25 protein-coding genes are annotated in these 25,761 nt (G+C 71.4%); 7 read left to right on the top strand and 18 right to left on the bottom strand.

The window, feature by feature from the left end:
- Nucleotides 1-36: 36 nt before the first annotated feature.
- Nucleotides 37-969, top strand: a complete 933-nt coding sequence (locus OG897_RS33860) for an endo-beta-N-acetylglucosaminidase H (RefSeq protein ID WP_266663003.1) — start codon at nt 37-39, stop codon at nt 967-969.
- Between the two features lie 164 nt (nt 970-1,133).
- On the top strand, nt 1,134-1,430 hold the full coding sequence (locus OG897_RS33855) for a hypothetical protein (RefSeq protein ID WP_266663001.1): 297 nt from the start codon (nt 1,134-1,136) through the stop codon (nt 1,428-1,430).
- Between the two features lie 694 nt (nt 1,431-2,124).
- Here OG897_RS33855 and OG897_RS33850 read toward each other — a convergent pair.
- From OG897_RS33850 to OG897_RS33840, 3 genes are all read right to left on the bottom strand, one after another.
- Nucleotides 2,125-2,979, bottom strand: a complete 855-nt coding sequence (locus OG897_RS33850) for a PRD domain-containing protein (RefSeq protein WP_266663000.1) — start codon at nt 2,977-2,979, stop codon at nt 2,125-2,127.
- 144 nt (nt 2,980-3,123) lie between these two features.
- Nucleotides 3,124-5,235 (bottom strand): glucose PTS transporter subunit IIA, encoded by a 2,112-nt coding sequence (locus OG897_RS33845; RefSeq protein WP_266662999.1) that lies wholly within the window; start codon nt 5,233-5,235, stop codon nt 3,124-3,126.
- Nucleotides 5,236-5,526: 291 nt separating this feature from the next.
- On the bottom strand, nt 5,527-6,018 hold the full coding sequence (locus tag OG897_RS33840) for an FBP domain-containing protein (protein ID WP_266662998.1): 492 nt from the start codon (nt 6,016-6,018) through the stop codon (nt 5,527-5,529).
- An 84-nt stretch (nt 6,019-6,102) separates the two neighbouring features.
- On the opposite strand from OG897_RS33840, the gene OG897_RS33835 reads away from it, so the two are divergent.
- Nucleotides 6,103-6,675: a TetR/AcrR family transcriptional regulator gene (locus OG897_RS33835; RefSeq protein ID WP_266662997.1), complete on the top strand. Its 573-nt coding sequence runs from the start codon at nt 6,103-6,105 to the stop codon at nt 6,673-6,675.
- Nucleotides 6,676-6,681: 6 nt separating this feature from the next.
- On the opposite strand, the gene OG897_RS33830 is transcribed toward OG897_RS33835, so the two are convergent.
- Nucleotides 6,682-7,290 (bottom strand): TetR/AcrR family transcriptional regulator, encoded by a 609-nt coding sequence (locus OG897_RS33830; RefSeq protein ID WP_266662996.1) that lies wholly within the window; start codon nt 7,288-7,290, stop codon nt 6,682-6,684.
- A gap of 131 nt (nt 7,291-7,421) precedes the next feature.
- On the opposite strand from OG897_RS33830, the gene OG897_RS33825 reads away from it, so the two are divergent.
- Nucleotides 7,422-8,360 carry an alpha/beta fold hydrolase gene (locus OG897_RS33825; protein ID WP_266662995.1) on the top strand — a complete coding sequence of 313 codons (939 nt, stop codon included), beginning with the start codon at nt 7,422-7,424 and terminating at the stop codon, nt 8,358-8,360.
- A 24-nt stretch (nt 8,361-8,384) separates the two neighbouring features.
- Here OG897_RS33825 and OG897_RS33820 read toward each other — a convergent pair whose 3' ends face one another.
- The 8 genes from OG897_RS33820 to OG897_RS33785 form a co-directional block, all read right to left on the bottom strand.
- Nucleotides 8,385-8,630, bottom strand: a complete 246-nt coding sequence (locus OG897_RS33820) for a LapA family protein (protein ID WP_266662993.1) — start codon at nt 8,628-8,630, stop codon at nt 8,385-8,387.
- A 109-nt stretch (nt 8,631-8,739) separates the two neighbouring features.
- Nucleotides 8,740-9,945, bottom strand: coding sequence for a cytochrome P450 (locus tag OG897_RS33815; RefSeq protein ID WP_266662991.1), 1,206 nt, complete (start codon nt 9,943-9,945; stop codon nt 8,740-8,742).
- Nucleotides 9,946-10,044: 99 nt separating this feature from the next.
- Nucleotides 10,045-10,767, bottom strand: a complete 723-nt coding sequence (locus OG897_RS33810; protein WP_266662989.1) for a hypothetical protein — start codon at nt 10,765-10,767, stop codon at nt 10,045-10,047.
- Between the two features lie 165 nt (nt 10,768-10,932).
- Nucleotides 10,933-11,298: a VOC family protein gene (locus OG897_RS33805; protein WP_266662987.1), complete on the bottom strand. Its 366-nt coding sequence runs from the start codon at nt 11,296-11,298 to the stop codon at nt 10,933-10,935.
- Nucleotides 11,299-11,444: 146 nt separating this feature from the next.
- Nucleotides 11,445-12,788, bottom strand: a complete 1,344-nt coding sequence (locus tag OG897_RS33800) for an NAD(P)/FAD-dependent oxidoreductase (protein ID WP_266662986.1) — start codon at nt 12,786-12,788, stop codon at nt 11,445-11,447.
- Between the two features lie 448 nt (nt 12,789-13,236).
- On the bottom strand, nt 13,237-13,980 hold the full coding sequence (locus OG897_RS33795) for a trypsin-like serine protease (RefSeq protein ID WP_266662985.1): 744 nt from the start codon (nt 13,978-13,980) through the stop codon (nt 13,237-13,239).
- 135 nt (nt 13,981-14,115) lie between these two features.
- The gene (locus OG897_RS33790; protein ID WP_266662984.1) at nt 14,116-15,012 is read right to left on the bottom strand and encodes an NAD-dependent protein deacetylase; all 897 of its coding nucleotides are present in this window, start codon (nt 15,010-15,012) and stop codon (nt 14,116-14,118) included.
- An 85-nt stretch (nt 15,013-15,097) separates the two neighbouring features.
- Nucleotides 15,098-16,876: a chitinase gene (locus tag OG897_RS33785; RefSeq protein ID WP_266663721.1), complete on the bottom strand. Its 1,779-nt coding sequence runs from the start codon at nt 16,874-16,876 to the stop codon at nt 15,098-15,100.
- A gap of 329 nt (nt 16,877-17,205) precedes the next feature.
- On the opposite strand from OG897_RS33785, the gene OG897_RS33780 reads away from it, so the two are divergent.
- Together OG897_RS33780 and OG897_RS33775 are read left to right on the top strand one after the other, a co-directional pair.
- On the top strand, nt 17,206-18,216 hold the full coding sequence (locus tag OG897_RS33780) for an SGNH/GDSL hydrolase family protein (protein WP_266662982.1): 1,011 nt from the start codon (nt 17,206-17,208) through the stop codon (nt 18,214-18,216).
- Nucleotides 18,217-18,458: 242 nt separating this feature from the next.
- The gene (locus OG897_RS33775) at nt 18,459-19,400 is read left to right on the top strand and encodes a serine protein kinase RIO (RefSeq protein ID WP_266662980.1); all 942 of its coding nucleotides are present in this window, start codon (nt 18,459-18,461) and stop codon (nt 19,398-19,400) included.
- A gap of 33 nt (nt 19,401-19,433) precedes the next feature.
- Here the strand turns inward: OG897_RS33775 and OG897_RS33770 are convergent, their stop codons facing one another.
- The 5 genes from OG897_RS33770 to OG897_RS33750 all read right to left on the bottom strand — a co-directional run bounded on the left by OG897_RS33770 (nt 19,434) and on the right by OG897_RS33750 (nt 24,022).
- The gene (locus OG897_RS33770) at nt 19,434-20,096 is read right to left on the bottom strand and encodes a response regulator transcription factor (protein WP_266662978.1); all 663 of its coding nucleotides are present in this window, start codon (nt 20,094-20,096) and stop codon (nt 19,434-19,436) included.
- Nucleotides 20,081-21,424, bottom strand: a complete 1,344-nt coding sequence (locus tag OG897_RS33765) for a sensor histidine kinase (RefSeq protein ID WP_266662976.1) — start codon at nt 21,422-21,424, stop codon at nt 20,081-20,083. The genes OG897_RS33770 and OG897_RS33765 overlap by 16 nt, the downstream gene beginning before the upstream one ends.
- A gap of 61 nt (nt 21,425-21,485) precedes the next feature.
- Nucleotides 21,486-21,926, bottom strand: a complete 441-nt coding sequence (locus tag OG897_RS33760; protein ID WP_266662974.1) for a hypothetical protein — start codon at nt 21,924-21,926, stop codon at nt 21,486-21,488.
- A gap of 109 nt (nt 21,927-22,035) precedes the next feature.
- Nucleotides 22,036-23,361 carry an MFS transporter gene (locus OG897_RS33755; protein ID WP_266662972.1) on the bottom strand — a complete coding sequence of 442 codons (1,326 nt, stop codon included), beginning with the start codon at nt 23,359-23,361 and terminating at the stop codon, nt 22,036-22,038.
- 25 nt (nt 23,362-23,386) lie between these two features.
- Entirely contained in the window at nt 23,387-24,022 is a 636-nt protein-coding gene (locus tag OG897_RS33750) for a disulfide bond formation protein DsbA (RefSeq protein WP_266662970.1), read from the bottom strand.
- A 39-nt stretch (nt 24,023-24,061) separates the two neighbouring features.
- Here OG897_RS33750 and OG897_RS33745 point away from each other — a divergent pair, with 39 nt between their 5' ends.
- Nucleotides 24,062-24,562, top strand: a complete 501-nt coding sequence (locus OG897_RS33745; RefSeq protein ID WP_266662968.1) for a MarR family winged helix-turn-helix transcriptional regulator — start codon at nt 24,062-24,064, stop codon at nt 24,560-24,562.
- On the opposite strand, the gene OG897_RS33740 is transcribed toward OG897_RS33745, so the two are convergent.
- Nucleotides 24,559-25,680, bottom strand: a complete 1,122-nt coding sequence (locus tag OG897_RS33740; protein WP_266663720.1) for an NAD(P)/FAD-dependent oxidoreductase — start codon at nt 25,678-25,680, stop codon at nt 24,559-24,561. The two genes, OG897_RS33745 and OG897_RS33740, sit on opposite strands and share 4 nt — an antisense overlap.
- Nucleotides 25,681-25,761 lie beyond the last annotated feature (81 nt).

Below are 25,761 nucleotides of genomic sequence, written 5' to 3'. Positions count from 1 at the left end.
GTGCACCGATCCCCTCGAAGAGAAAGAGGACCCACCATGCGCACTCTCGGCCGCAACAGGTTACGGACAGCCGCCCTCGCCCTGCTGGCGGTGACGCTCATGGCCGGTGCGACGGCGACCACCCCCGCCGTGGCGGCGGACACCCCTTCGACGGCGCCCGCCATGGCCAAGAAGGGTCCGATCTCCGTCGCGTACGTCGAAGTGAACAGCAACAGCATGCTCAACGTCGGCAAGTACACCCTCGCGGGCGGCGGCGGCAACGTCTTCGACGTCGCCGTCATCTTCGCCGCCAACATCAACTACGACACCACCAAGAAGTCGGCCTACCTGCACTTCAACGAGAACGTGAAGCGCGTCCTGGACAACGCGCAGACGCAGATACGGCCGTTGCAGGCCAAGGGCATCAAGGTCGTGCTGTCGGTCCTCGGCAACCACGAGGGCGCGGGCTTCGCCAACTTCCCCTCCCAGACGGCGGCTTCCGCCTTCGCCAAGCAGCTCTCCGACACCGTCACCACGTACGGCCTGGACGGCATCGACTTCGACGACGAGTACGCCGAGTACGGGAAGAACGGCACCGGTCAGCCCAACGCCTCCTCCTTCGTCCACCTGGTCACCGCGCTGCGCGCCAACATGCCGGGCAAGCTGATCTCCCTCTACAACATCGGCCCGTCCGCGTCGCGGCTCTCCTACGGCGGCGTGAACGTCTCGTCGAAGTTCAACTACGCCTGGAACCCCTGGTACGGCACCTGGCAGGTGCCCGCCATCGCGCTCCCCAAGTCGGGCCTCTCGCCCGCGGCCGTCGACATCGGCGCGACGTCCGCGAGCACCGCGGCAAGCCTCGCCCGGCGGACCGTCAGCGAGAACTACGGCGTCTATCTCACCTACAACCTCGACGGCTCCAACCGGCAGTCGTACGTGTCCGGCTTCACCAAGGAGCTGTACGGAAGCACTGCCGTGTACACCCCGTAGCGCTCCGCCAAACCCGGCTTCCCCGACCCGTCGAAGCCAGGCGGCGCACTCGGTGGTGGAGTGCGTGCTCCCGCACGCCGAATACGCAATGCATTCATGTGGCTACGATGAGTGACTTCATGGGTCGCATCCCGCGCGGCCCGTTCCAGTGAAGAGAGCTCACCATGATGCGACGACGTATCGCCACGGCCCTGGGGGCACTGGCAGCCGCCACGACACTGCTGGTCGCGATGCCCGGTTCGGCGTACGCGGCGGAAGGAGTGCTGATCGTCAACGGCGACGCGTACGAGGATCCGAGCGGCTGTTACGCCGTCGACTGGTTCCCGTCCTCGGTGACCAACCACACCGATGCCATCGCCGAGGTCCACTCCGGTCCGGACTGCACCGGCCAGGTCGAGTGGCTGGTCTACCCGGGGGAGACGTACCACACGGAGACGGCCCAGAGCGTGTTCATCCTCTGATCCCGAACCCCGACCGTTGACTGTGGCGCCCCACCCCCGGGCGGGGCGCCCCTGTCCGCCGTCCTTCTGCGGTGCGGCGACCTGAGTCCTGCCGACGGGAGACCTCGGGTCACCACCTGCTGGAGCCCCTGGCCAAAGGCAACGCGCTCGCCTCCCTGCGTCCGCTGCGAAGGGCGGACCCTGCCCAGCCCCCTCCGGGCTCCGCCCCTCCGCTTCCGCTTAGCCTCCTGGGGCTCCGCTTTGCCTCGTCCCCTTGGGCGGCGGGGCCGCCCCCCGGGGGCGGAACGGGCGGGCAAGGGGGCGGCCCCCTCCGCTCCGGGCCCACCCCGGAGCCGCCCGCCGTTACCTCGCCCCATGGGTGCGCCGCACCCCGGTGCGCCTGCGGCGGGCCGCCCCAGACCCTTCCCCAAGCTCTCAACTTCGTTCGAGCAGGGGAGACCCCATCCTTCACCTAAACTCGCGAGGCTTGGGGGTCGTACGTACGGGTGCGTTGGGGCTGGGCGCGCAGTTCCCCGCGCCCCTAAAGGGGCACGTTCCCGCAAGCCCAAGCGAGTAGGGAGCGCCCACGCGGCGCAGCCGCACAGTGATACAGCCCCGCGCCCCTAACGGGGCGCACACCCCAGCCCCAGCGAAGCCGGGAGCGGCCACGCGGCGCAGCCGCACAGTGACACAGCGCCCCTGACGGGGGCCCCGCTCAGACCGCCTCGTCGCCGTCCGCGTCCATGGTCATCCGCGCCACATGAAGCGCCAAGTACGACACCTCGTCCTCACTCAGCGCCTCCCCCAACCGCATCTCGACGATCGTCGCCAAGCGCTGTGCGGTGCGGGTCGCCTCCGGGTAGTGGCGGCGGATCCCCGTACCGATCGTGGACTCGTGGCCCTTCAGCTGCCGGTGCTGCTGGATGCGTACGAAGAGGTAGCGCACGTGGGTGATGAACCGCGCCGCGCTCATGGACTCCTGCGAGACCTCAAGCCCGTACTGCTTCTGCACGACGGCGAGCATCTGCTGGATGACGCCGGTCATCGTGTACGTGAAGGACAGATCGCCCGAGGCGAAGCCCGCGTTGACCAGGTGCAGCGTGAGCGCGGTCGCCTCGGAGGGGTCCAGCTTCGGGTCAACGCGCTCGTTGATGGCCGCCAGCAGGCGCTGTGCCTGGGCGTACTCGGCGGCGTACAGGGCCTGGGCCTCGGCGCGCAGCGGGTACTCGATGACGATGCCGCGCTGGGCGCGGTCCAGCGCTCCGGCGACGTGGTCGGCCACGGCGATGGCGAGGGTGGGGCGGGTGGACTCGCGGCCCTCGATGCCGACTTCGCCCAGCGCGATCACCACGGCCCGCAGGACCTCCTCGCCGACGAGGGCGAGGGCCTCGGCCAGGTGGTCGGGGTCGCGGCCGTCGGACGGGACGAAGACCCGCACGATCAGCGAGGGGTCGACGGGCTTGCCCTGGCGGGCGTTGAAGCCGATGCCGCGCCCGGTGAGGATGACCTCCTGGCCCTTCTCGTCGCGTGCGAGGACCACGTTGTTGTTCAGGACGCGCAGCGCTTTCAAGTCCGGTCCGCCTTTTCGTCCGTGGTCCGATTTCCGACCAATGATCTCGCATTGTCTGCCGTGCTCGTGCCACCCCCCCCGCATCGACGCGGTGCCCGCAGGCGTCCCACGAGGGGACGTCTGCGGGCACCGGATCAGGGGGAGTTAGCGCCGTACGGTCACCACAGGTGCCCCGGCGGAGACGTCCTGCCCGACGTGCGGCTCGACCGAGGCGAAGTCCGCGGTGTTGGGCACCGTCATGAGGGTGACGGTCGGGTGCCCGGCGGCACGGACCGCGTCGAGGTCGACCACCGCGAGGAGGTCGCCGGCCGACACCTGCCGACCGGGCTCGACCCGTACGTCGAAGCCCTCGCCCTTCATCTGCACCGTGTCGATGCCGACGTGGACGAGCACCTCGACGCCGTCCTCGGTGCGGATGCCGAAGGAGTGGCCGGTGACGGCGGTGGTCACCAGCTCGCCGCCGACCGGGGCGACGATACGGCCGTCGGTCGGCTCGATGCCCACGCCCTCGCCGAGCGCGCGGGAGGCGAAGACCGGGTCCGGGACCTCGTCGAGAGCGACGACCCGGCCCGCGACGGGCGCGGCGAGGACGACGTCCCGGGGCGCGGCGGAGACGGCGGAGGCAGCGGTCGGAAGGGTGGCCCTGACCACGGAGTCGGTGGAAGCCACCGGGGCCGCGCCGACGGAAGCGCCCACGGAGACCAGCTCGCGCTCCTCGGCCGCCGCGCCCTCTGCTCGGGCGGCGCCCTCGACCGCGTCACGCTCGGCGTTGGCCTCGGCGCGCTCCGCCGGGGTGCGGAAGTCGGAGAAGTACACGAGCGCCATCGAGGTGAAGAAGGCCGCCGTGATCGCGATGCCGTACGTGGCCATCGGCGTGAAGACCGGGATGGTCAGCAGCGAGGTGAAGGCGAACGCGTTGGTGTCGACGCCGCCCAGGACGCCCACGAGCACACCGCCCACGAGGCAGCCGACCAGCATGCGCGGGTAGATCCGCTTGAAGCGCAGGTGGATGCCGTACAGCGAAGGCTCGGAGATGCCGCCGAACAGACCCGCGGCCAGGGCGCCCGTGGCGGTCTGGCGCATCTCCTTCTCGCGGTGGCGGATCGAGAGCAGCAGCACACCGGCGGTCGCGCCGAAGCAGGCGAAGTTCCAGGCGCCCATGGGGCCCTGGATGAAGTCGTAGCCGAGGGTGTTGATGTTCACGAGCATGAGCGCGTTGAGCGGCCAGTGCAGGCCCAGCGGCACCAGGAACGGGTACAGCAGCGGGATGAGGATCGCGAAGACGATCGGGGCGTTGCCGTTGAGCCAGGAGAGGCCCTCGCCGAGGCCGTTGCCCGCCCAGACGCCCATGGGGCCGATGAGGAAGGCGGTCACCGGGATCATGATCAGCATGCTGAAGAACGGCACGAAGACCATGTGCACGTTCTCCGGGAAGACGCGCTGGAGCCCCTTGTAGACCAGGGCCAGCAGGGCGACCATCAGCAGCGGCACGAACACCTGGCCGCCGTAGTCGTTCAGCTGCATCGGCAGCCCGAAGACGTGCGCCACGCACTCCTGGGTGCCCAGCGTCTGGTTGGTGGTGCAGGTGATGCCGGGGATCCCGGAGTCCTTGTTGAGCATGCCCGTGAAGTTCGGGGTCATCACCGCGGCCATCACGGCCGCGCCCACCCACGGGTCGATCTTCAGCTTCTTGGCCGCGTTGTACGCGACGAAGATCGGCAGGAAGTACAGCACCGAGCGCCACATCGCGTCGACGAACACCCAGGTCGCGGACTTGTCCGCGGCCCGGAAGTCGATCACGTCGAAGGCGTCGAGGACGGAGGCGATCGCGATGATCAGCGAGGAGCCGAGCAGCACGCCCATGAGCGGGCGGAACGAGTCCGAGAGGTACTCGAAGAAGTTGTCGACCCAGCCGTAGCGGCCGCGGCTCTTGGCCCGCATCGCCGCCTTGACCTCGGCGTCGGACGTCGGGCGGGGCGTACCGCCGCCGGTCATCGACGGCAGGTTCATGATCTCGGAGTAGACGCGTGCGACGGCCCCGCCGATCACGATCTGGAAGCGGTCGCCGGACTGGGCGACCGTTCCCATGACACCGTCGAGGGCGTCCAGGGCGGCCTTGTCGACCTTGTCCCCGTCGTGGAGCTGGAAGCGCAGCCGCGTCGCGCAGTGCGTGAGGCTCTCGATGTTCGCGGCTCCGCCGACGCCGCGGAGAATCTTCTCCGCGAGTGTCTCGGGTCCCTGTGCGTGTGTGTTCATGATGCGTCCTTGCATCTGGTGGCACGTGCCGTGCTGGATCGGTCCGCGACCTCTCACGCCGGATTCGGGCAACAAAAAAGGCCCGGGTCGCGCACGCGGCGCGTCCCAGGGCCTTGCCTCCCCTCAAGCGGTGCGCCTCCGTCGCATCGCCTGGGGCGATGACGGTGACGTCCTCGGGGAGTAACAATCCTGCGATCGAGATCGATCGAGCACGACTGTAGCACCGAGCGGGACGGGGTCGTGGTCACCGGCGCTGACGTCCTGTCAGGCGTGTCGCCGACGGCACCGGCCTCAGGAGGTCACGGTGGCGACGAACGCCGCGAGGTTCGTCAGCGTCCGCTGCGCCTTCTCCTCCAGGGTGAGGGACTCGTGGAGCCGCGATCCGGCCCCGGCGTCCTTCTTTCCGCGTACGTACAGGGAGCAGGCCAGGTCGCTACAGAGGTAGATGCCGGTCGAGTTGCCCTGCTGCCCGGCCTTCCCCGCCTTCGGTGCGACCATCAGGGAGACGCCCCCGGTGTGAGTGGTCACACACACCGAGCACATGCTGCGCCGCGTCTGCCAGGAGCCCGCGCCGGAGGTGCGGAGCTGGACGCCGACGGTACGGCCGTCGAGTTCGGCGACGAGATAGGCCCGGTCGGGGGCCTGGGGATCTCGCCAGCCCAGGAAGTCCAGATCGTCCCAGGGGCGGTCCTCCAGGTCACGGGGCACGTGCAGGCGCTTGGCCTCGCCCTTGGTGCAGTTCACGAACGCGTTGCGGATTTCCCGCTCGGTGAGTGGCTTCATAACGGACACGCTAAGTTGGCTAATGGGATTAGGCAAATGCATAATCAACATACGTAGGGGTGGGAAGCGATTCGGAGGATCGGCATGGCGCGGGTAGGACTGACCACGGAGCGACTGGTGCGGGCGGGCGCCGACCTGGCGGACGAGATCGGGTTCGAGCAGACGACCCCGGCGGAACTGGCCCGGCGGTTCGGGGTCAAGACCGCGAGCCTGTACTCGCACGTCAAGAACGCCCACGACCTCAAGACCCGGATCGCCCTGCTGGCCCTGGAAGAACTCGCCGACCAGGTGTCCGCCGCCGTGGCCGGGCGGGCGGGCATGGATGCGCTGACCGCCTTCGCGAACGTCTACCGCGACTACGCCCTCGCCCACCCGGGGCGCTTCACCGCCGCCCGGTTCCCGCTCGACTCCGAGACGGCGGCTGCCAGTGCGGGCGTACGGCATGCGCGGATGACGCGGGCGATCCTGCGCGGATACGACCTCGCCGAACCCCACCAGACGCACGCGGTACGGCTGTTGGGCAGCGTCTTCAACGGTTACGTCACCCTGGAGTCCGCCGGGAGCTTCAGCCACAGCGCCCCCGACGCGCAGGAGAGCTGGACGGAGATCCTGCACGCGCTCGACGCCTTGCTGCGCACCTGGCCCACCACCCGCTGAGAAGTTCTAGGGCGCCGTGCTGAAGATCCGGTTCAGGTGGTGGTCGAGCACCGCGAGTGCCGACTCCGGTGTGCGCTGGTTGACGAGGATGCTGGTGCCCAGGGTCGCGGTCATGGCGAGCAGGCTGACGGCCTCCGTCCGCGCGTCGACGGCGGGGTCGGCGAGGCCCGTCTCCTGTGCCTGCCCGATCAGTCCGGTCAGGGCGTTCTCGGCGGCGTCGGGGTCGTCGGTGAAGGGCTGGGAGGCGAGGGCCGGGTCGGTGACGGACAGGATCGAGTACGAGCTGTAGAGCAGGTGGAAGGTGCGGCCCTCCTCGTCGGTGGGCAGCGAGGCCAGCAGCAGCGCCTCGACGGTCGTGCGCGGGCCGGGGTCGGGGCCGGCTGCGGCGAGGCGCGCGCCGACCCGGGCCGTGAAGCGTCGGGTCAGGTGCTGGAGCCCGTAGAAGAGCAGCTTCTCCTTGGTCTCGAAGTAGTACTGGACGAGGCGCAGCGACACCCCGGCCTCGGCGGCGACGTCGCGCATGCCGACGGCGTGCAGCCCCTGACGTCCCGCGGCCTGGATGAGCGCCTCGGCGATCTGGGTGCGCCGTTCCTCGTGGTCAACGCGCTTCGGCATCCGTACAGTCTCCGGCCCGTAGTGAGGTGGTGGTCGCCGCCCGGTGCGGACCGGACTTCTTCATGGTACCGCTGTACCAGCATCGTGGTACGGTCGTATCACAAATACCGGTCCTGCCCCGGAGGTGCCCCATGCCCGAGAACGCGACCCGCCTGCGCCGCGACGTCGGCCGCTACGTCAGCGACGAGCTGCGCGACCGCTACTTCGCGGCCGCCGACGAGCTCTACGCGATGGGCGCACCCATCCGCTCCGAGACGGACGTGGAGACCAGCTTCGGCACCACGCACGTCTACCGGTACGGGACCGCCGACCCCGTCGCCGACGCCCGTACGCCGATCGTCCTGATCCACGGCGCGGGCTACAGCTCCGCCATGTGGTACCCCAACACCCCCGGGCTCAGCGCCGAACGCCCGGTCTACTCCCTCGACACCCCCGGCGACGCGGGCCGCAGCGTCCAGCGCGAACCGATGTGGCAGCCCGAGCGCGCCGCCCGGTGGATGGACGAGGCCCTCGACGCCCTCGGCCTCGACAGGGTCCACCTCGTCGGTTCCTCCTACGGCGGCTGGCTCGTCATCAACCAGGCCCACCGGCGGCCCGAACGCCTCGCCTCCGTCACCGCCCTCGACCCCGGCGGCCTGGAGAAGGTCGGCCTGCGCTTCTTCGCCTGGGTCTTCGTCAGCCTCTTCGCCAGCTTCGCGCCCAAGGCGCTGCGCCCGCGCCTGGCCTCCTGGCTGGAACAGCCCGTCATCGCCGTTCCCGAGCTGCGCAGGTGGGTGCAGCTCGGCGCCCGCGCCTTCCGCGTCCGCCGCCCGGCTCCGCTGCCGCTGTCCGACGCGGAACTGGGCTCGCTGCGCACGCCGTTCAACCTGATCATGGGCAAGCGCAGCCTGCTCGTACACCCGCAGCGCCAGCTGGAGCGCGTACCGCGCCTGATACCGGGAGCGCGCGCCGAGATCGTCGCGGCGACCGGGCACGGTCCGCAGATCGACCACCCGGACCTGGTCAACGGCCGGATGCTGGACTTCATGGACGACGTCGACTCCCGCACCCCGGCCGCAGCGGACGCGTAGTCCCGCCGTCTCACAGGCCCCGGGCTACTTCTTCCTGCGGCCCAGCAGCCAGGCGGTGACGGCCCCGGCCAGGAAGGTGGCGCCGAGCACGAACCACATGGGGGCTTCCGCCCAGGGAATCCAGAAGTGGATGCGGACGGAGCGGTTGTTGATCAGTACGAACCAGAGCGCCAGGGCGACGATCAGCACGCCCGCGACGAGCCGGGGCGAGATGTTCGGGCGCTTGCTGCTCGGTTTCCGGTCGGTCCGGGCTCGGTCGTTCTCGGCCATCACGGTCTCCTAGGGGGCCCGGCGGCCGGGCCGTTGCGACCAGGATTGCCCGGCTCCGGCGTTCCGGCACCTCCAGTCACCCTTCCGTGCCCCACCGCCTTCGGGCTGGTCAGGCGGACACCATCAGCGAGGTGACCGTGTTGATCGTCAGCGACGGGACGGTCGGCCCCGGCGCGTCCGCCAGCCGCAGCGCGGGGAAGCGGGCGAAGAGCGCGGAGAGCGCCGTACGGAGCTGGAGGCGGGCCAGGGGTGCGCCGAGGCAGAAGTGCGGGCCCCGGCCGAAGGCCAGGTGCGGGCCGCCCGGGCCGCCCGGGCCGGGGAGCCGGAAGGAGGAGCCGCCGCCCTCGCGGGACGGGTCCCGGTTCGCCGCCGCGTAGCACAGCAGCAGCGCGTCACCGGCCCGGATGTGCTGCCCGCCGAGCGTGACGTCCTCGCGCGCGAAGGCGAACGGCAGGGCGAAGACGCTGGCGTCGTAACGCAGGGCCTCCTCCAGCACTTGGTCCCAGGACACCTCTCCGGCCAGGACACGGTCCAGTTCGTCGCGGTGCTCCAGCAGGGCGCGCACCGTGTTGACGAGGGCGGCCACCGTCGTGTCGAAACCGGCGGCGAGGAACAGCCACAAGGTGTCGCGTGCCTCCTGCTGACTGAGCCCGCCCTCGGAGTCGGCCGACTCCCGCAGGTCGGCCACCAGACCGCCGTCCTCGCCGGGGGCGACCGGCCGGGTCAGCAGATGGTCGAGGCAGGCGCGGATCTCGGCGCTGAGCAGACGCGATTCCTCGGGCGTCAGGGCCGCCCGGGACAGGGCACGGGAGACGAGCGCCGTGACCCGGGGCCTTTCGTCGTCGGGTACGCGGAGCAGGGAGCACAGGGTGCCCAGGGCGAGGGGCAGCGCGAACTCCTCGCGGAGGTCCACCGGCCCCGCCGCCGGGTCGACGCCGTCGAGCAGCCGGTCCACGACGGCGGTCACGGACGGGGCGAGCGCCTTGACCCGGCGGGGGGCGAAGGCACCCGCCGCCGCCCTGCGCAGCCTGGAGTGCTCGGCCCCGTCCGAGGTGAGCATCCACTGCCGGTCGAGGTGGTCCCGCATCGGCCAGTCCCGAGGGATCTCCCCGTCCCGCAGTGCCCGCCAGTGACGGGGGGAGCGGGCGAAGAGCGGCTGGGTCAGGGCCGCCTCCAGCTCCGCGTAGCCGACGACGGCCCAGCACTCCACGCCGCCCGGCCAGGAGGCGGGGACGACGCTGCCGTGCGCGCGCAGCAGCCGGGCCTGTTCCTGGAGGTCCAGATGGGGATCGAGGGCGATGCGGTCCGGGACCATGCGAGCCTCCTGCGGAATCACGCCGTCGCGGCGACGGCCGGGGAATCCTGCCCGGGCCGCCTGTGCCCATGCCCGTGTCCGTGCGGACACCTGCGGGTCCTAGCGGGGCGGGGCGAGTTCCTTGAGGGCGGTGGGGGTCTCCAGTTCCGCGAGGGGGTGCCAGGTGTTGCCCGCCTGGGCCGTGAGCACGATCAGGGCCGCCACGAAGACGAGGGAGGCGGCTACGAAGGAACCCTGGAGGATGTAGGTGTCGTCGGGGTCGATGCGGCGCAGGAGGAGGAAGGCGTGTACGGCGGGGGCCGCCGCGCCGAGGCCGTAGCACCACAGGGCCAGGTCGTTGAGGGTGGTGCCCACGTGGATCCGGGTGGCGGGGGCGTGGAGGAGAAGGCCGGTCAGGTGGGTGCGGACGGCCGCCTGGAAGTCGGCGTGACGGCCGATGTCGCCGACGCGGGGGCGGTCGCTGACGGATCCGTACCCGGCGATGACGCGGTACGCGGCTGCCGTGACCGGGTGGGCCGGTTCGGCCGCGTTCTCCGCCAGCCGCATGCCGGGGACGTCGAGCAGCCCGGCCTCGTCCAACAGGCGGACGGCCACCGGGGCGGCGCGGCAGGCGTTCTTCAGCAGCCTGCCCGGCTGGTGGTCGGTCGCGCACAGGGGTTCGGAGGTGCTCAGCAGGTCCCGGTGGTACGCGTCGAGCCCCGGCCACGCCCGCACCTGCCGGACCGCCCGGGCCTCCATCCACCGCCGCCACGGCCGGGTCGCCAGCCCGAGCACGACGTTCACCACGGCCAGCGAGACCAGGCAGGTCGTCAGCATCCCCATGGGCACGACGATCGACGACGCGGGGCGCGGTCCGCAAGACCCGGGCGGGAGCCGCGCTGCCGTCGGCTGGGGTCGCCGACGCACTCACGGGTGACACGGGACGTGCCGGGGCGCGCGCCGACCGGGGAGTCCGGCCCGACCGCGCGCCCCTTGCGGCCCGCCCCCTCAGGAACCCTCGACGAGAATGAGTGTGTTGCCGTCCGGGTCGCGCACCGTGAACATCGGCGGTGCCGAGGGCCCCATCCGCAGGACCTCCGCGTCCGTGTCGACGCCGCGCGTGCCCAGCTCCGCGTGGTCGGCGTCGGCGTCCCGGGTGGTCAGCCGGATACCGGCCGGAATCCCCTTCAGGACGAGCGCGACGGTCGTCGTCGCCCCGGGTGGTGCCACCTCGATCCAGCGCCCCTCGCCGAACGGCGCGTCCCGGCGTACCTCGAAGCCGAGTTCACCGACGTAGAACTCGACCGCCTTCTGCTGGTCGGTGACGTGGATCGCGATCGTGGCCACCTGGGTGATGTGCGTGGTCCTGCCCATTTCCTGCCTCCGCTCCTCGGCGTTCACCCGTAAGACCGGAGCGGGCGGGGAAACTCATCGGCGGCCACGAAAGGTGGCCCACAAAGCCCCCGCGTGCCTCAGCCGGCCGCAGGGGGGCCTCCTGTGATCCGGCGTTCTGGCCGTACCTACCTGTCCGTGAGTTCCCGCACTTCTGCCCGGCTCAAGTACCCCTTCCTGCTCTCGAAGTGATCGAGCGTCGACTCCTGCTCCGCCTGGAGCCCGATGCGTACGTAGTCGTCCCCCGCCAGCGCGTTGAGCAGCCAGCCGCCGACGGCCCGGGAACGCGCGGTCAGCGTGCGCAGCGCCATCAGGTGGTACGCGGTGGTCACCCCCTGCGCGACGATCCCGCTCAGCGGGACGCCCAGGGGCCTGGCCACCGCCTGCGCGCCGCCCAGGTCGACCACGAGGCCGAGGTCCCGGTGCCGGTAGTCGGCGCCCGGGAAGCCGCGTATCGCGGAGAGCACGTTCATCGCCGCGGCCTTGCCCTGCCGGGTGGCGTGTTGGGCGGTGGGTGCGCAGACGGCGTCGGCCCCGGTCGCCAGGTCCGGGACGGACGCGGCGTCCCCCAGCGCGTACACCCCGTCGAACCCGGGCACGGTCAGGTCCGCGCGGGTCACCAGCCGCCCCCGTTCGGTCTCCGCGTCCAGGGTCGCGATCAGCGGGCTGGGGGCCACCCCGGCGGTCCACACCAGCGTCCGGCACGGCAGCGTCCGGCCGTCGGTCAGGGTGACGGACCCCTCGGTCGCCGAGGCGACCGAGACGCCGAGGGACATCTCCACCCCCCGCCGTTCCAGGACGCGCACCGCCTTCCTCCCCAGCGCGTCCCCCAGCTCCGGCATCAGCTTCGGGGCCAGGTCCACCAGGTGGCAGCGGATCTCCGACGCGTCGAGTCCCGGGTAGCGCTTGGCCGCGCGGCTGGTCAGCCGCTGGACGTAGGCGGCGGTCTCGCTTCCCGCGTAGCCGCCGCCGACCACCACGAACCGCAGTCGTGCGGCCCGCTCCTCCGGGTCGTCCGTCGCCGCGGCGAGGTCGAGTTGGCCGATGACGTGATCGCGGAGGTAGGCCGCCTCGGCGAGGGTCTTCATGCCGATCGCGTGCTCGGCCACCCCCGGAATGTCGAACTGCCGGGTCACGCTGCCGGGCGCGAGGACGAGGTAGTCGTAGCGCAGGGCGCGCACCTGCTCGTCGATGGTGCGGACCACGACGGCCTTGGCCGCAGGATCCACGCCGACGGCCCTGCCCGGCACCAGCGTCGTGCGGCGCAGCAGCCGCCGCAGCGACACGGCGATGGACTGCGCGGTCAGCTTGCCCGCCGCGACCTGCGGCAGCAGCGGCAGATACAGCTGGTGGTTCTGCTCACTGACCATCGTGATCTCGGCCTCCCGCGCGGTCAGCCTGCGCTCCAGCCGGTACGCGCACTCCAGCCCGGCGAAACCCCCGCCGACGATCAGGATCCTGGGTGTGGACATGACGCTCCTCGCATGGTGGGTCCGACGCTTGGTGGGTTCACCGCTGAGTGGGTCCGGCGCTGGTTGGTTCCGGCGCTCGGTGGATTCAACGGCTGCGCACTTCGAAGGTCCCACCCGGCCGGGGAGCCGAGCATCCCTCGGCGGGGTGAACCGACTCCCCCGCGCGGGGGAAGGGGCCTCCACCTCAAGGAAGCGCCGGAAGCACACCGCCGATGCCGGACCCGGTCCCCTGTGACGGTGTGCGGGAGACGTTCGTTCGACGACAGCGGGAGGCCCACGGCCCCGAAACGCTTCATGGCTGATCTGCTGCCCGGGAAGGGCACGCGCATGCCCGCCGTCCAACCGGCAGGTGGACAGCGGGCACGAGAGCGGCTCACCCCTCCTCGGCGCGGTGCGCCGTGGGGTGCCGTGGAGTCAGGACCGGGTCACACCCCGGCCACGGACCGGGTCACACCCCGGCCACGGACCGGATCCACGAACGGTAGGCGGTGACGTTCGTGTACGCGGTGGTGGTCTGCCGGTCGCTGGTGGAGGCCACACCGACCTGGATGCCGTTCGCCGTCATCGGGCCGCCCGAGTCGCCGCCCGCGGTGATGCCGTTGCCGCGCCGGGCGCAGATCGCCGAGCCGCCGTACGCGTCACTGCACCCGCCGGTGACGGTCACGTTGGCCACCTTCAGCAGCCGGGACTGGCAGTTGATCTCCTGGCCGCACTGCGAGGTGGCGCCCCAGCCGTACACCTGGACGCTCTGTCCGACCGTCACCGATCCGGGCTGGCCGAGTCTGGAGTACGTGCCCGCCACGGACCGGTCCAGCCGTACCAGCGCCAGGTCGGAGCTGTGCGTGTAGGTCTGGGCGCCGTTGGCCATGGTGCCGCCGCTGTGCTGGTCGAGGCTGCCGATGCGGAAGGACAGGCCGCCGCCGGAGACACAGTGCTTCGCGGTCAGGATCCAGGTGGGCGCGATGATCGTCGCGGAACAGGTCTCTCTCCCGTTGGAGAAGAGCCGCGCGGCCCACGGAGCGTTCGAGGCGTAACCGCCGCCGATGATCGGCTGGTTGCCCGCGTCGGCCGAAGCCGAAGCCGGGACGGCGGGCGGGGGAGCGGTGGTCGCGGCCGATGCGGTGGGGGACAGCAGGGCGACGACGGAGACGGCGGCGGCGAGGGCGGCGGGAACTAACCCGGCTATCTTCATGGTTCCTCGTTTCGGGGAACACGCTGAGGCGCGTGTGTGGGGGTTGACGGCCCCAGGCTGCCGAAGCGCGGCGAAGCCGGGTACTAGCGACTGGCCATAACGCGGACAGCTACCCCCTCCTGACCCTGACCGCCCCTACGACCCCGCCTCGTCGACCCGCACCCCGAGCCGCCGGGCCACGTCGGTGAGGACCTGCCCGAGGGGCAGTGCCACCCGGGTCAGGGCCTGCCGGTCGCCGCGCGTCGGGTCCCTGTTGACGATCAGCACGGGCTTCTCCGCCTGGGCCGCCTGCCGTACGAAGCGGAGCCCGGACATCACCGTCAGCGAGGACCCGAGGACCAGCAGCGCGTCCGCCTCACGGACCAGGGCGCGGCACCGCTCGACCCGCTGCGGCGGGACGGCCTCCCCGAAGAACACCACATCCGGCTTGAGGACTCCGCCGCAGACCGTGCAGGGCACCACGTGGAAGTCGCCGACCTGCTCGTCGGTGAGGTCGGCGTCGCCGTCCGGGTTGATCCCGGCGGCCACCGGGGCGAAGTCCGGGTTGGCCTCGGCCAGGCGGCGGGCGAGCTCGCCGCGCGCCCCGAGGGCGTCGCAGGTCAGACAGATGACGCGGTCCAGGCTGCCGTGCAGTTCCACCACGTTCTCGCTGCCCGCAGCCTGGTGCAGCCCGTCGACGTTCTGCGTGATCAGACCCGAGACCAGGCCGTGGCGCGCGAACGCGGCCACGGCCCGGTGCCCCGCGTTGGGGCGGGCCCGGCCGAAGACGCGCCAGCCCAGATGGCTGCGCGCCCAGTACCGGCGCCTGGCCTGCGGGTCGGAGACGAATTCCTGGTACGTCATCGGAGTGTGCCGACTCAGGCTTCCGCCCTCGCCCCGGTAGTCCGGAATCCCCGACTCCGTGGAGAGGCCCGCTCCGCTGAGCACGAGCACACCGCCGCGAGCGAGCGCGTCGGCGACCGGCTCCCAGTCCGAGGAGCCGGGTGGCAGGTCACCGTCGGGGACCCAGTTCAAGGTGGGACGCATATGCATGCTGCCAGCGTACGAAGGGGGCGGGCGCGGGGGCGAAAAGGGCACGCTCGCCCTCGCCCCCGCGCTCGCCCCGCCCCCCCCAGCCTCAGCCGCCGAAATAGGTGTCGAAGTTCCGGCTGAACTCCTGGTTGTTGAAGCGGTCCCAGTTGATCGACCAGGTCATCAGGCCGCGCAGGGCGGGCCAGGTGCCGTGGGTCTGGTAGCTGCCGCAGTTCGTCTTCTTCGTCAGGCAGTCCAGCGCCTTGTTGACCTCGGCGGAGGACACCCACCCGTTTCCGGCCTGGGTGGAGGCGGGCATGCCGATGGCGACCTGTTCGGGGCGCAGCGGCGGGAAGACGTTGTTCGCGTCGCCCGCGACCGGGAAGCCGGTGAGCAGCATGTCGGTCATCGCGATGTGGAAGTCGGCGCCGCCCATGGAGTGGTACTGGTTGTCGAGACCCATGATCGGGCCCGAGTTGTAGTCCTGGACGTGCAGCAGGGTCAGGTCGTCGCGCAGCGCGTGGATGACCGGGAGGTACGCGCCCGCGCGCGGGTCCTGGCCGCCCCACTTGCCCACGCCGTAGAACTGGTAGCCGAGCTGGACGAAGAAGGTCTCGGGCGCCATGGTCAGGACGAAGCCGCTGCCGTACTTGGCCTTGAGGGTCTTGACCGCCGAGACGAGGTTGACCACGACCGGGGTCGTCGGGTTCTTGAAGTCGGTGTCGGCGGTGTCCAGGGAGAGCGAGTGGCCCTCGAAGTCGATGTCGAGGCCGTTCAGCCCGTACTCGTCGATGATCTTCGAGACGGAGGCGACGAAGGCGTCACGGGCGGCGGTCGTGGTGAGCCGGACCTGTCCGTTCTGCCCGCCGATGGAGATGAGCACCTTCTTGCCCTGCGCCTGCTTGGCCTTGACCGCCGCCTTGAAGTCGGCCTCGGACTCGACGTTCGGGCACTCGGCGACGGGGCACAGCTTGAAGCGGATGTCGCCGCTGGTCACCGAGGTGGGTTCGCCGAAGGCGAGGTTGATGACGTCCCAGGAGGCGGGCACGTCGGCCAGCCGGGTGTAGCCGGAGCCGTTGGCGAAGCTGGTGTGCAGATAACCGATCAGCGCGTGGGCGGGGAGGTCGCCGGGGTCGGGGTTGCCGCCGCCCGGGAGAGTGGTGACGGTGAGCGCCGTCGACTTGGCCGATTCCCCGTCGGCGTTGAGGGCGGCTACCTGGACGCTGTAGGCGGTGGCGGGAGCGAGCCCGGTGAGGGTGGCCGAGGTGGAGGTGGCCGTGGCCGCCTTCGTCCCGTTGCGGTAGACCGCGTACGAGGTGGCGCCGGTGGAGGCGGACCAGGTGAGGGCGGCGGTGGTCGAGGTGACCGTCCCCGCCTTGAGGCTGGTCGGCGGGGCGGGCGGCTGGGGCTGGGTGGTGTCGCCAGGACCGAAGAGGCTCAGGTCGTCGGCGTAGTAGGCGGGGGTGCCGTACCAGCCGTGGGTGTAGATGGTGACCTGGCTGGTGTTCGCCCCGGTCTTGAAGGTGGTGCTCAACTGCTTGAAGGCGTCGGCCGACTGGGTCCAGGTCGACACGTCGGTGGTGCCGGTGCCGCTCGCGCCGAGGTAGACGTACGAACCGCGCACCCAACCGCTCAGTGTGTACGTCGAGTTGGGCTTGACCGTGATGGTCTGCGTGCACTTGGCGTGGTCGCTGCCCGCGGGGGTGGCCTTCAGAGCGGAGCTGCCGCTGCGGACGGGGGTGGTGACCACGGCCCCCGAGGTGCAGTTCCAGCCGGTGAGCCCGGCCTCGAAGCCGCCGTTGCGGGCGAGCTCGGTGTCGGCGGCGACGGCGGCGACGGGGGCGGGGGCGGCTTCGGCGACGGCTGCCGGGGCGACGGCGGTCAGGCCGGACGCGGCGAGCGCGAGTGCGGTGACGAGGAGTCCGACGGCCGACCGAGGGGACGGGCGGCGTCTGGGCGTGCGGGATCGGTGGGGACGGTCCACAACTGCCTCCGGAACGGGGGGAAGAGGAGGTTTCGACGGGGCGCCCAATTTGGTCCAGACCAATGGTCCTGTCAAGGCTGTCGGCAGCACGACGACGGATGGCCGGAGTCGCGGCCGCACTCTTGACGGGCCGTCAACTGGCCCATAAAACTGTGGACTTGCTGTCAGCGCATCGATCTCAGTGCTCGTGGCCTCCCTCTGGGCGGTGGATTACCGGAAGGCTGCTGAGCATGGACAAGAACCGGCTGCGGTACGGCGTCGCGCTCGTGGCCCTCCTGCTCTGGTGGACCACCGGCTGCGCCTTCTTCGCCGAGCCGCCCGAAGAGGAACCGCCACCCCCGGCCCCGACGGTCGCGGCACGGCCGGACGGCCAGCCCCGCTCTCCCGGCGACGGCGACGGCGACGGTGGGGGTAGGGGCAGCGACAGAGCCAGTGACCGCGACAGCGACCGCGCCGACGACGCCCAGCACCCCCGGACCGCGTCCGATCCCCAACTCCCCGTCGGCGAGCGGCCGACGGTGCTCTACCTCGGGGACTCGATCGCCATGGAGAGCCAGGTGGCGCTCGGCGACGCCGTGGCGGCGGGCGGCAGGGCGACCGTGCACAGCGCCCCGTACTCCGGCACGACCCTCTGCGACTACCTCACCGGACGCCCCTCGGGGTCCCTCGTGCCCGACAAGGACAAGGCGGCGGCTCTGGTCGCCACGCACCGCCCCCGGGCCGTCGTCCTCCAGTTCTGGGGAAACTCCTGGGGATTCACGCCCTGTATGAACAACATCCCCCAGGGCAGCGGCCGTTACTACACCCGCTACGCCCAGGACGCCGAGGCCCTGACGGAGCAGATCGCCGGAGCCGCCCGCCGGGCGGGCATCCCCCGCCCCCGGATCATCTGGGTGCTCCAGGGCCCGGACGCCTTCTCGTCCGACCGCACCCGCCGGGTCAACGAGCTCTACCAGGCCCGGGCGGCGGCCTCCGGCGACGCGGTCGCCGACGCGGGCAAGGCGGTGAGCCCGTCCGGCGGACGCTACGACTGGCGCCGCAGCCTCCCCTGCAACGCCGAGGAACGAAACCGCCGGGGTGCGTGCCGCAACGGCCTCGCCGCCCTCCACCGGGACGACGACCCCCTGCACTTCTGCCTGGCCCCCACGACGTCGACCCCCCGCCCATGCCCGGCCCCCTCGCCGGGAATCACGCGCTACACCCAGGCCATCGCGTCGGCCGTCGCGTCGCACGTGAACTGAGCCGGGACAGCACCTGATCTCAGCCGGGACAGCACGTGACCTGAGCCGGAACAGCGCGAGGGCCGCGCGGGACCCGTGCGGGGCGGCTTTATTCGGTTGCCGCTCGCCGCGACCTTCCCTCACCATGGGCCAGTCACCGGGAGCTGCCCGGTGCTTCACGAGAGGAGGCAAGACCGTGATGACGACTGTCCTCGGCCTGCCCGCAGACCGACCCCCTCTCATCTCATGGAGCACCCTCAGCGATGTCTCACGACAATCTCCCGCAGTACCCGCAGTACCCGGCAATTCCTGACGACTTCCTCGCCGGTCCCTCTCACCACGTCCCGCCCGCCGCCGACGACCTCCACGACGTCGACGACCGGTTCGTCTTCGACTTCCGTACCTACGGCGACCTCGCGGACGGCCAGCGCTGGTCGACCTGGCTCAGCGTCGAACCCCTCTCCAGGGGCCCCGAGCCGCTCCCGGACTGGGTGGTGACCTCGCAGGGCGCGATCGACACCGAACTCGGCGTCCTCAAGACCGGCAAGGAGGCCGACGTCCACCTCGTCGAGCGCGCCGACCCGCTCCACCCGGACGCGGGCGTGGTCATGGCCGCCAAGCGCTACCGCTCCTCGGAGCACAGGTCCTTCCACCGCGCCGCCTCGTACACCGAGGGCCGCTCGATGAAGCGCTCGCGCGACGAGCGGGCCGTCAAGCGGAAGAGCACCTTCGGCCGCCAGGTCGCGGCCGGTGAGTGGGCGGTGTCCGAGTGGGGCGCGCTGGTACGCCTCTGGAACCTCGGACTGCCCGTTCCCTACCCGGTCCAGATCGACGGCACCGAGATCCTGATGGAGTGGATCACCGTCGTCGACGAGGACGGCGCCGTCGCGACCGCGCCCCGGCTCGCTCAAGTACGCCCGTCCCCCGAACTGCTGGCCTCGTACTACGAGCAACTCACCGACGCACTCGCGACGTTGGTGCAGAACGGCCTCGTGCACGGCGACCTCTCCGCGTACAACATCCTGGCGGCGGGGGAGCGGCTGGTCATCATCGACCTGCCGCAGATCGTCGACCTGGTCGGCAACCTCAACGGGATGGCGTTCCTCCAGCGCGACTGCGCCAACATCTGCGGCTGGTTCCGCTCACGCGGCCTGGAGGCCGACGAGCACACCCTGTTCGCGGAGCTGATGGCCCACGCCTTCTGACACACCGCGCGAGGACGGGTCGCGCGGGTACGGTCACCAACCGCCGGGAGCGTCCGCGCCGAGGTAGGCGAGGACCGCCCGGACCCGGCGGTTGGTGTCGTCGTCGGCGGCGAGCCCGAGCTTGGCGAAGATCGCCGTCGTGTACTTGCTGATGGCGCCCTCGCTCAGGAACAGCCGGGCCGCGATCGCCGTGTTGGAGAGGCCCTCCGCCATCAGGGCGAGCACCGAGCGCTCCCGCTCGGTGAGCGCGGCGAGCGGATCGGCCCGGCCGGGGCGGCCGAGGAGTTTGGCCACGACCGTCGGGTCGAGTGCCGTACCGCCGTCGGCGACGCGGCCCAGTGCGTCCATGAACTGGGCCGTGTCCAGCACCCGGTCCTTCAGCTGGTAGCCGATCCCGCCGTGTCCGTCGGCCAGCAGATCGCGTGCGTACAACTGCTCCACGTGCTGCGAGAGGATCAGCACGGGCAGTCCCGGAACCTCGCGGCGGGCGGCGAGGGCCGCCTGGAGTCCTTCGTCGGAGAAGGTCGGGGGCAGCCGTACGTCCACGATCGCCACGTCGGGCCTCTGGACCAGCAGCGCGTCGAGCGTGGCGGGGCCCGTGTCGACGGAGGCGACCACCGTGTGCCCGTGCGCCTCGACGATCCGGACCATTCCCTCGCGGAGCAGGAAGAGGTCCTCGGCTACGACAACGCGCACGGCACCGCCACGGTGATGTGAGTGGGTCCCCCGGTGGGGCTGTTGATGTGCAGGGTGCCACGGAAGGCCGCCATCCGGCGCTCGATGCCGCGCAGCCCGGAACCGGCGGAGGCGGCGGCTCCGCCGACCCCGTCGTCCGTCACCGTCACGGAGAGCAACTGGTGCGCGTACGCGAAGCCGATCGTCACCCGGGAGGCCCCGGCGTGCTTGGCGACGTTCGCCATCAGTTCGGCGACGGCGAAGTAGACGGCCGACTCCATGGGACGTTCGATGCGCGAGACCACCGTGCTGTGCACGGTGGTCTCGACGGGGGCGTCAAGCGCCAGGGCCCGGACGGCGTCCACGAGGCCGCGCTCGGCGAGCACGGGCGGGTTGATGCCGCGGACCAGTGAGCGCAGCTCGGCGAGTGCGGTCACCGAAGCGCCCCGGGCCTCCGCGAGGAGGGCCTTCGCCGCAGTGGGATCGGTGTCGACGAGCTGCTCGGCGGCTCCCACCGACATGCCCAAAGCCAGCAGCCTGGCCTGGGTACCGTCGTGCAAGTCCCTCTCGATGCGCTCCAGTTCGGCTGCCTGAGTGTGCGTCAGGTCTGCCTGTACGGCCTCCAGCTCCCGCACCCTGCGGCCGAGCCAGGAGTGCGGCACCGGGCCGAGGAAACGACGCCCTACGGGCCGGAGGATCCGCCATGCGAACGGAGCGGCGGCCAGCCCGGCGACGATCAGCGCGATGCCGTACCCGTACTCGAATCCGTACCCCAGGAGCTCCGGTGCCAGCATCAGATACGTCCCGCCCGCGAGCCCGAGCAGCGGCAGGCCCGCCACCGGCAGGACGGCCGCCCCGGCGGCTAGGCCCCACAGCCCGTCCCAGTGCAGCTGGGGGTCGTGGAACCTGGCGTGCGTCTTCGCCCGGCGGCGGGCCTCCCGCTCGGAGCCGTGGTACTCGTGGCCGTCCCACCAGTAACCCGTCGCCATGCGGCTGACCCGGGGCACGGCGCGGTACGTCACCTCGAACGTCTCGCCCAGCCAGCTCCGCGCGCACCGACGGGCGGCCCGGGCGAGGAGGCGGCTGGTCAGCGGGTGCACGATGCACACGGCCGCCACGAGCCACAGGAGCACCATCAGCACCTGCCCGAGGCCCACCAACGCCCGTACGGCCAGCGGAGCGTTCAACCCTTCGGACCAGGAACCCACCGCACGGGATCCACCGAAGCCGACGGCCAGGCACACCGAGGGCAGCAGCCACGTCAACCCGACCAGCACGGCGGACCGGTACACACCACGCACGGCCTCGGCCCACCAGCGCAGTGGGCCGTGCCCCTCGGGCAGCCTCATTCGTCCGGTCCCTTCGCCACGACGCCAGTCTGACAGGACAGCGGCGCCCCGGAACATCCGCTCACCCGTTCTTGGGGAACACGGCGCGCAGCGCGGTGCCCCTGACCGTGACGGCGGCGAGGACGAGGGCCAGGGCGGACACCCCCTGCATCACGGCGAACCACGGCGGGCAGAGGCCGGGGATTGCGTCGACGCCGACGATGGCGACGGGCAGGACGACGGTGAGGGCGCTCACCCGCTCGTACGCCCGCCGCGATCCCTTCGCCACCGCGACGGCCATCCGGTGGATCAGGACGGTGACGGCGAGCAGGAGCGCGGAGCGCACCCACATGAACGAGGACACCGCGTGCCCGCCGATCGCCAGCACGGCGACCGTGGCGAGCACGACGGCGCTGACGACTCCGTAGAGCACGATGCTCTTCTTCAGTGTGGCCACGGCCTCGTGAACCTGCGGCGCGCCCAGCCGCGCTGTCTCGACCCTGGTCCCGGTGGTCTTTCCCATGGTTTCTTCCCTCCGTCTCGTGATGACGACGACGCTACGGAGAGCGGGGCGCGGCGCGGTATGGGTCTGGCCGTACGACGGGGTGGGTCCAGCCCCACCCCGCCCCCTTCTAGGGAGCGGCGGCGGGTGCTCGCGTGCTGTCGCTGACGATGTGTGGTGGCAGTACGCGTTCGGCGCACAGCAGGAGCGCGGCGCCGGTCAGGACCAGGAATGCCAGGACCGTCCACAGGTGCCACTGGCCCGCGTCGAGCAGGAACCCCAGCAGCAGGGGCGCGATGGTGCGGCAGACCGACCAGGACAGTTGATACGTCGACAGATACCGTCCCCGCAGGTGATCGGGGGCGGCCTGGATCGACAGGCTCTGCGAAGGGCCGGAGTGGACGAGTTCGCCCACCGTGTAGAGGACCGCGACCGCCAGGACCGCGACGAAGGCCCCCGTACCGCTGGTCAGTCGGGGGAGCACCGCGAAGGCGGCGAAGGAGAGCGCGAAGACGACCGCGCCGCCCGCGGCCGTACGGGTGCGTCGGCCGCGCAGGGTCAGCCGGGCGACCGGGACGCCGAGCGCCGCGACCAGGATGGTGTTGAGTGCGAAGACGGCCCCGGCCCAGGCTTCGGGGAGGCCGACGTCCCGGGTGAGGAAGACCGGCAGCGCGATGGCCTGAGTGGTGTATCCGAAGGCGATCAGGAAGTTGGCCGCCGTGAGGAGCAGGTAGGGCCGGTCGGCGAGCACCCGCCGGTATCCGCCCCGGGCCGCCTCCGGCCCCTTGGACCTGCGGGGGACGGCCGGGATGCGGGCCACCAGTACGGCGGCGACGGCGAAGACCGAGGCCAGGACCATGGCGGCGCCGACGAAGCCCGCGCTGCCGTTCCACGCGAGCATGCCCGCCGCCGCGAGGCTGCCGAACCCCATGCCCGCGTTGCGCAGGCTGCGGTCCCACGCCAACAGCCGGTCGCGCTCCGTGCCTTCGGCCAGCTCGCCGACGAGGGCGTGCAGGCTGGGCGACGAGGCCCACATCCCCACCGCGACCACCAGGGCGACCATCAGGAACGCGGGGTAGGAGGTGGCGAACGGGTAGGCGGCGAACCCGACCGCCCGCAGCGCGAGCACCCCGATGAGGACCCGTCGGCCGCTGAACCTGTCGATGAGGACGCCCGCGACGGGCATGAACGCCAGGGCGCAGAGTCCGGCGATGGTCAGCCCCGCGCCGATCGAGGTCAGCGACAGGCCGGTGAGGGAGGAGATGAAGAGCATCGTCAGCGGTACGTAGATGCCGTCGCCCACCGAGCTGACCAGGCTCGCGGCGATGAGGCGACGGCGGGTGCGAGCGCCCGGTCCGGTGGATGCCCCCGGCCCGGTGGGCGCCCCCGGCTCACCCGACGCGCCGGGCTCCGTGGACGTGCCGGGCTCCGTGGACGCGCCGCCCTCATTGGACATGCCGACCCCAGTGGACGCGCCGGGCTCAGTGGACGTCGAGCGCACCACGGCCCCGCTTCAGTTCGGTGAACGCTCTCGTCCCCGCCAGGGTCCGGACGGCCTCGAACAGCCGGACCGCCTCCTCGCCCCGGGGTGTCGAGGTGAGGACGGGCCCGAAGAAGCCGACGCCGTCCACGGTGACGACGGGAGTGCCGGTCTCCTCGCCGACCGCCTCCTGCCCGGCGCGGTGGCTCGCGCGCAGGGCCGTGTCGTACGCGTCGCTGTGCGCGGCCTCGGCCAAGGACGCGGGCAGCCCCCGTTCGGCGAGGGACTCGGCGATGACGGCGTCGTAGTCCTTGTTCCCCTTCAGGTGGATGCGGCTGCCGAGCGCGGTGTAGAGCTCGCGCAGGACGCCGTTGCCGTGCAGGGCTTCGGCTGCGGCGCACACCCGGGCCGGGCCCCAGGCCCGGTCGTTGAACTCGCGGTACCAGGGCTCGACTTCACGGTGCTCGTTGAGGACGGAGATGCTCATGACCCGGAAGCGCAGGTCGATCGGCTGAAGCCGTTCGACTTCGAGCAGCCACCGGGAAGTGATCCAGGCGAAGGGGCAGGCGGCGTCGAAGTGGAGGACGACGGGCGTCGGGGCAGGGGGAGTGACAGAAGGAGCAGAGTTATCTTCCATGGAAGGTAATTTATCATCCGTGGAAGATATAGTGAAGGCATGCAGACCGACGCCGTCACCGCCATCGTCGAACAGTGGAAACGCGAACGCCCCGAGCTGGACGCGACGCCGATGCTCGTCATCGGCAGGCTCTTCCGCCTCACCGACGCCCTGGACCAGCGCCTGCGCCCGCCCTTCCAGGCCGCCGGCCTGGGCGGCGGCGACTTCGACGTACTGGCGGCGCTCCGCCGGGCCGGGGAGCCCTACGCGCTGTCCGCAGGAGAGCTCAGCCGCGCCGCCCTGGTCACCACCGGAGCGATCAGCAAGCGGGTGGACCGGCTCGTAGGCCGTGGCCTGGTCGGCCGGTCCGTCGCCGAAGGCGACTCGCGCGGACGCCTCATCACCCTCACCGCCGAAGGCGTCGCGCTGGCCGACGAGCTCATCGCCGTCCACCTCGACAACCAGCGACGACTCCTCTCCGGGCTCGGCGCCGACGACCAGGCTCACCTCGCCGACCTGCTCGAACGACTCGCTTCCACGCTGACCGCAGGCGACGGCTAGGGCCTGCCCGACGGAACGTCGGCGCGGCCGTCGTCCGCGCCCGAGAAGAGCTCACCGAGCTGCGCCTCGGCGAACAGGTTCTCCTCGGTGCTCCGGCGGAACATCGCCTCCTCGTACGACGACAGCGCGGTCTCGACGTCGTCGGGCCGGGCGGCGAGCGCCTTCGCCAGCTCGGCGCCGTCCAGCATGGCGAGGTTGGCGCCCTCGCCGTTCGGGGGTGCGAGGTGGGCGGCGTCGCCGAGCAGGGTCACTCCCGGCACACGGTCCCACCGGAGTCCGGTCGGCAAGGAGTGGTGGGAGCGCAGGACCGGCGGGCTGTCGGTCTCGGTGATCAGCGCGGCGAGTTCGGGTGCGAAGTCGTCGAACTCCGCGGCGATCCGCGCGGTGGCCGTGGCGGCGTCGGTGAAGTCGACTGCGGCGAACCATTCCTGAGACCTCGTCAGCTCCACGTAGGCGTGCAGTGTGCCGCCGCTCTCCCGGTGGGCGAAGAGGTCCTTGTCCTCCCCGGGCACGACCATCAAACCGGCGCCGACCGCCTTCGCGGTCGCCGGGTGCCGCGTGTCGGCGTCGAAGAGGTACGTCTCGACGAACGACGTGCCCGCGTACTCGGGCACGGCCGCCGACACCAGCGGACGGACCCGCGACCACGCGCCGTCCGCACCGACCAACAGGCGGGTGACGACGCTGCCGCCGCCGTCGAACCGCACCTCGTGGCGGCCGTCGCCGAGAGCCCTGGCGCCGCTCATCCTGTGCCCCCACCGCACGGAGCCCGCCGGGAGCGAATCCAGCAGGATCCGGCGCAGTTCACCCCGGTACACCTCGGGGCGTCCGCCCGTACCGTCGTCGGCCTTGTCGATCCGGACGTTTCCGTCCCGGTCGAGGACGCGCAGGGCCTGGTGGCCCTCCAGGACGATGTCCCGGAACTCGTCCAGGAGACCGGCCACTTCGAGGGCGAGCTGCCCGTTGTGGTCGTGGATGTCGAGCAGCCCGCCCTGCGCCCGCGCCATGGGCGAGGACTCCGCCTCGTACACCGTGAACGGGACGCCGTGGACGTGCAGGACGCGGGCCAGCGTGAGTCCGCCGAGCCCCGCGCCGATGATGGTCACGGGTGTGTGCAGGGGATCTGTCGCGAGGTGCATGGGTCTCCTTCGGGACCGGGTGACCGGGGGATTCCGGTCGGCCGTCTCCGGAAAGGTGTC

This window comes from Streptomyces sp. NBC_00237 (assembly GCF_026342435.1).
Taxonomy (GTDB): domain Bacteria; phylum Actinomycetota; class Actinomycetes; order Streptomycetales; family Streptomycetaceae; genus Streptomyces.
This window is presented reverse-complemented; position numbering and strand designations above follow the sequence as displayed.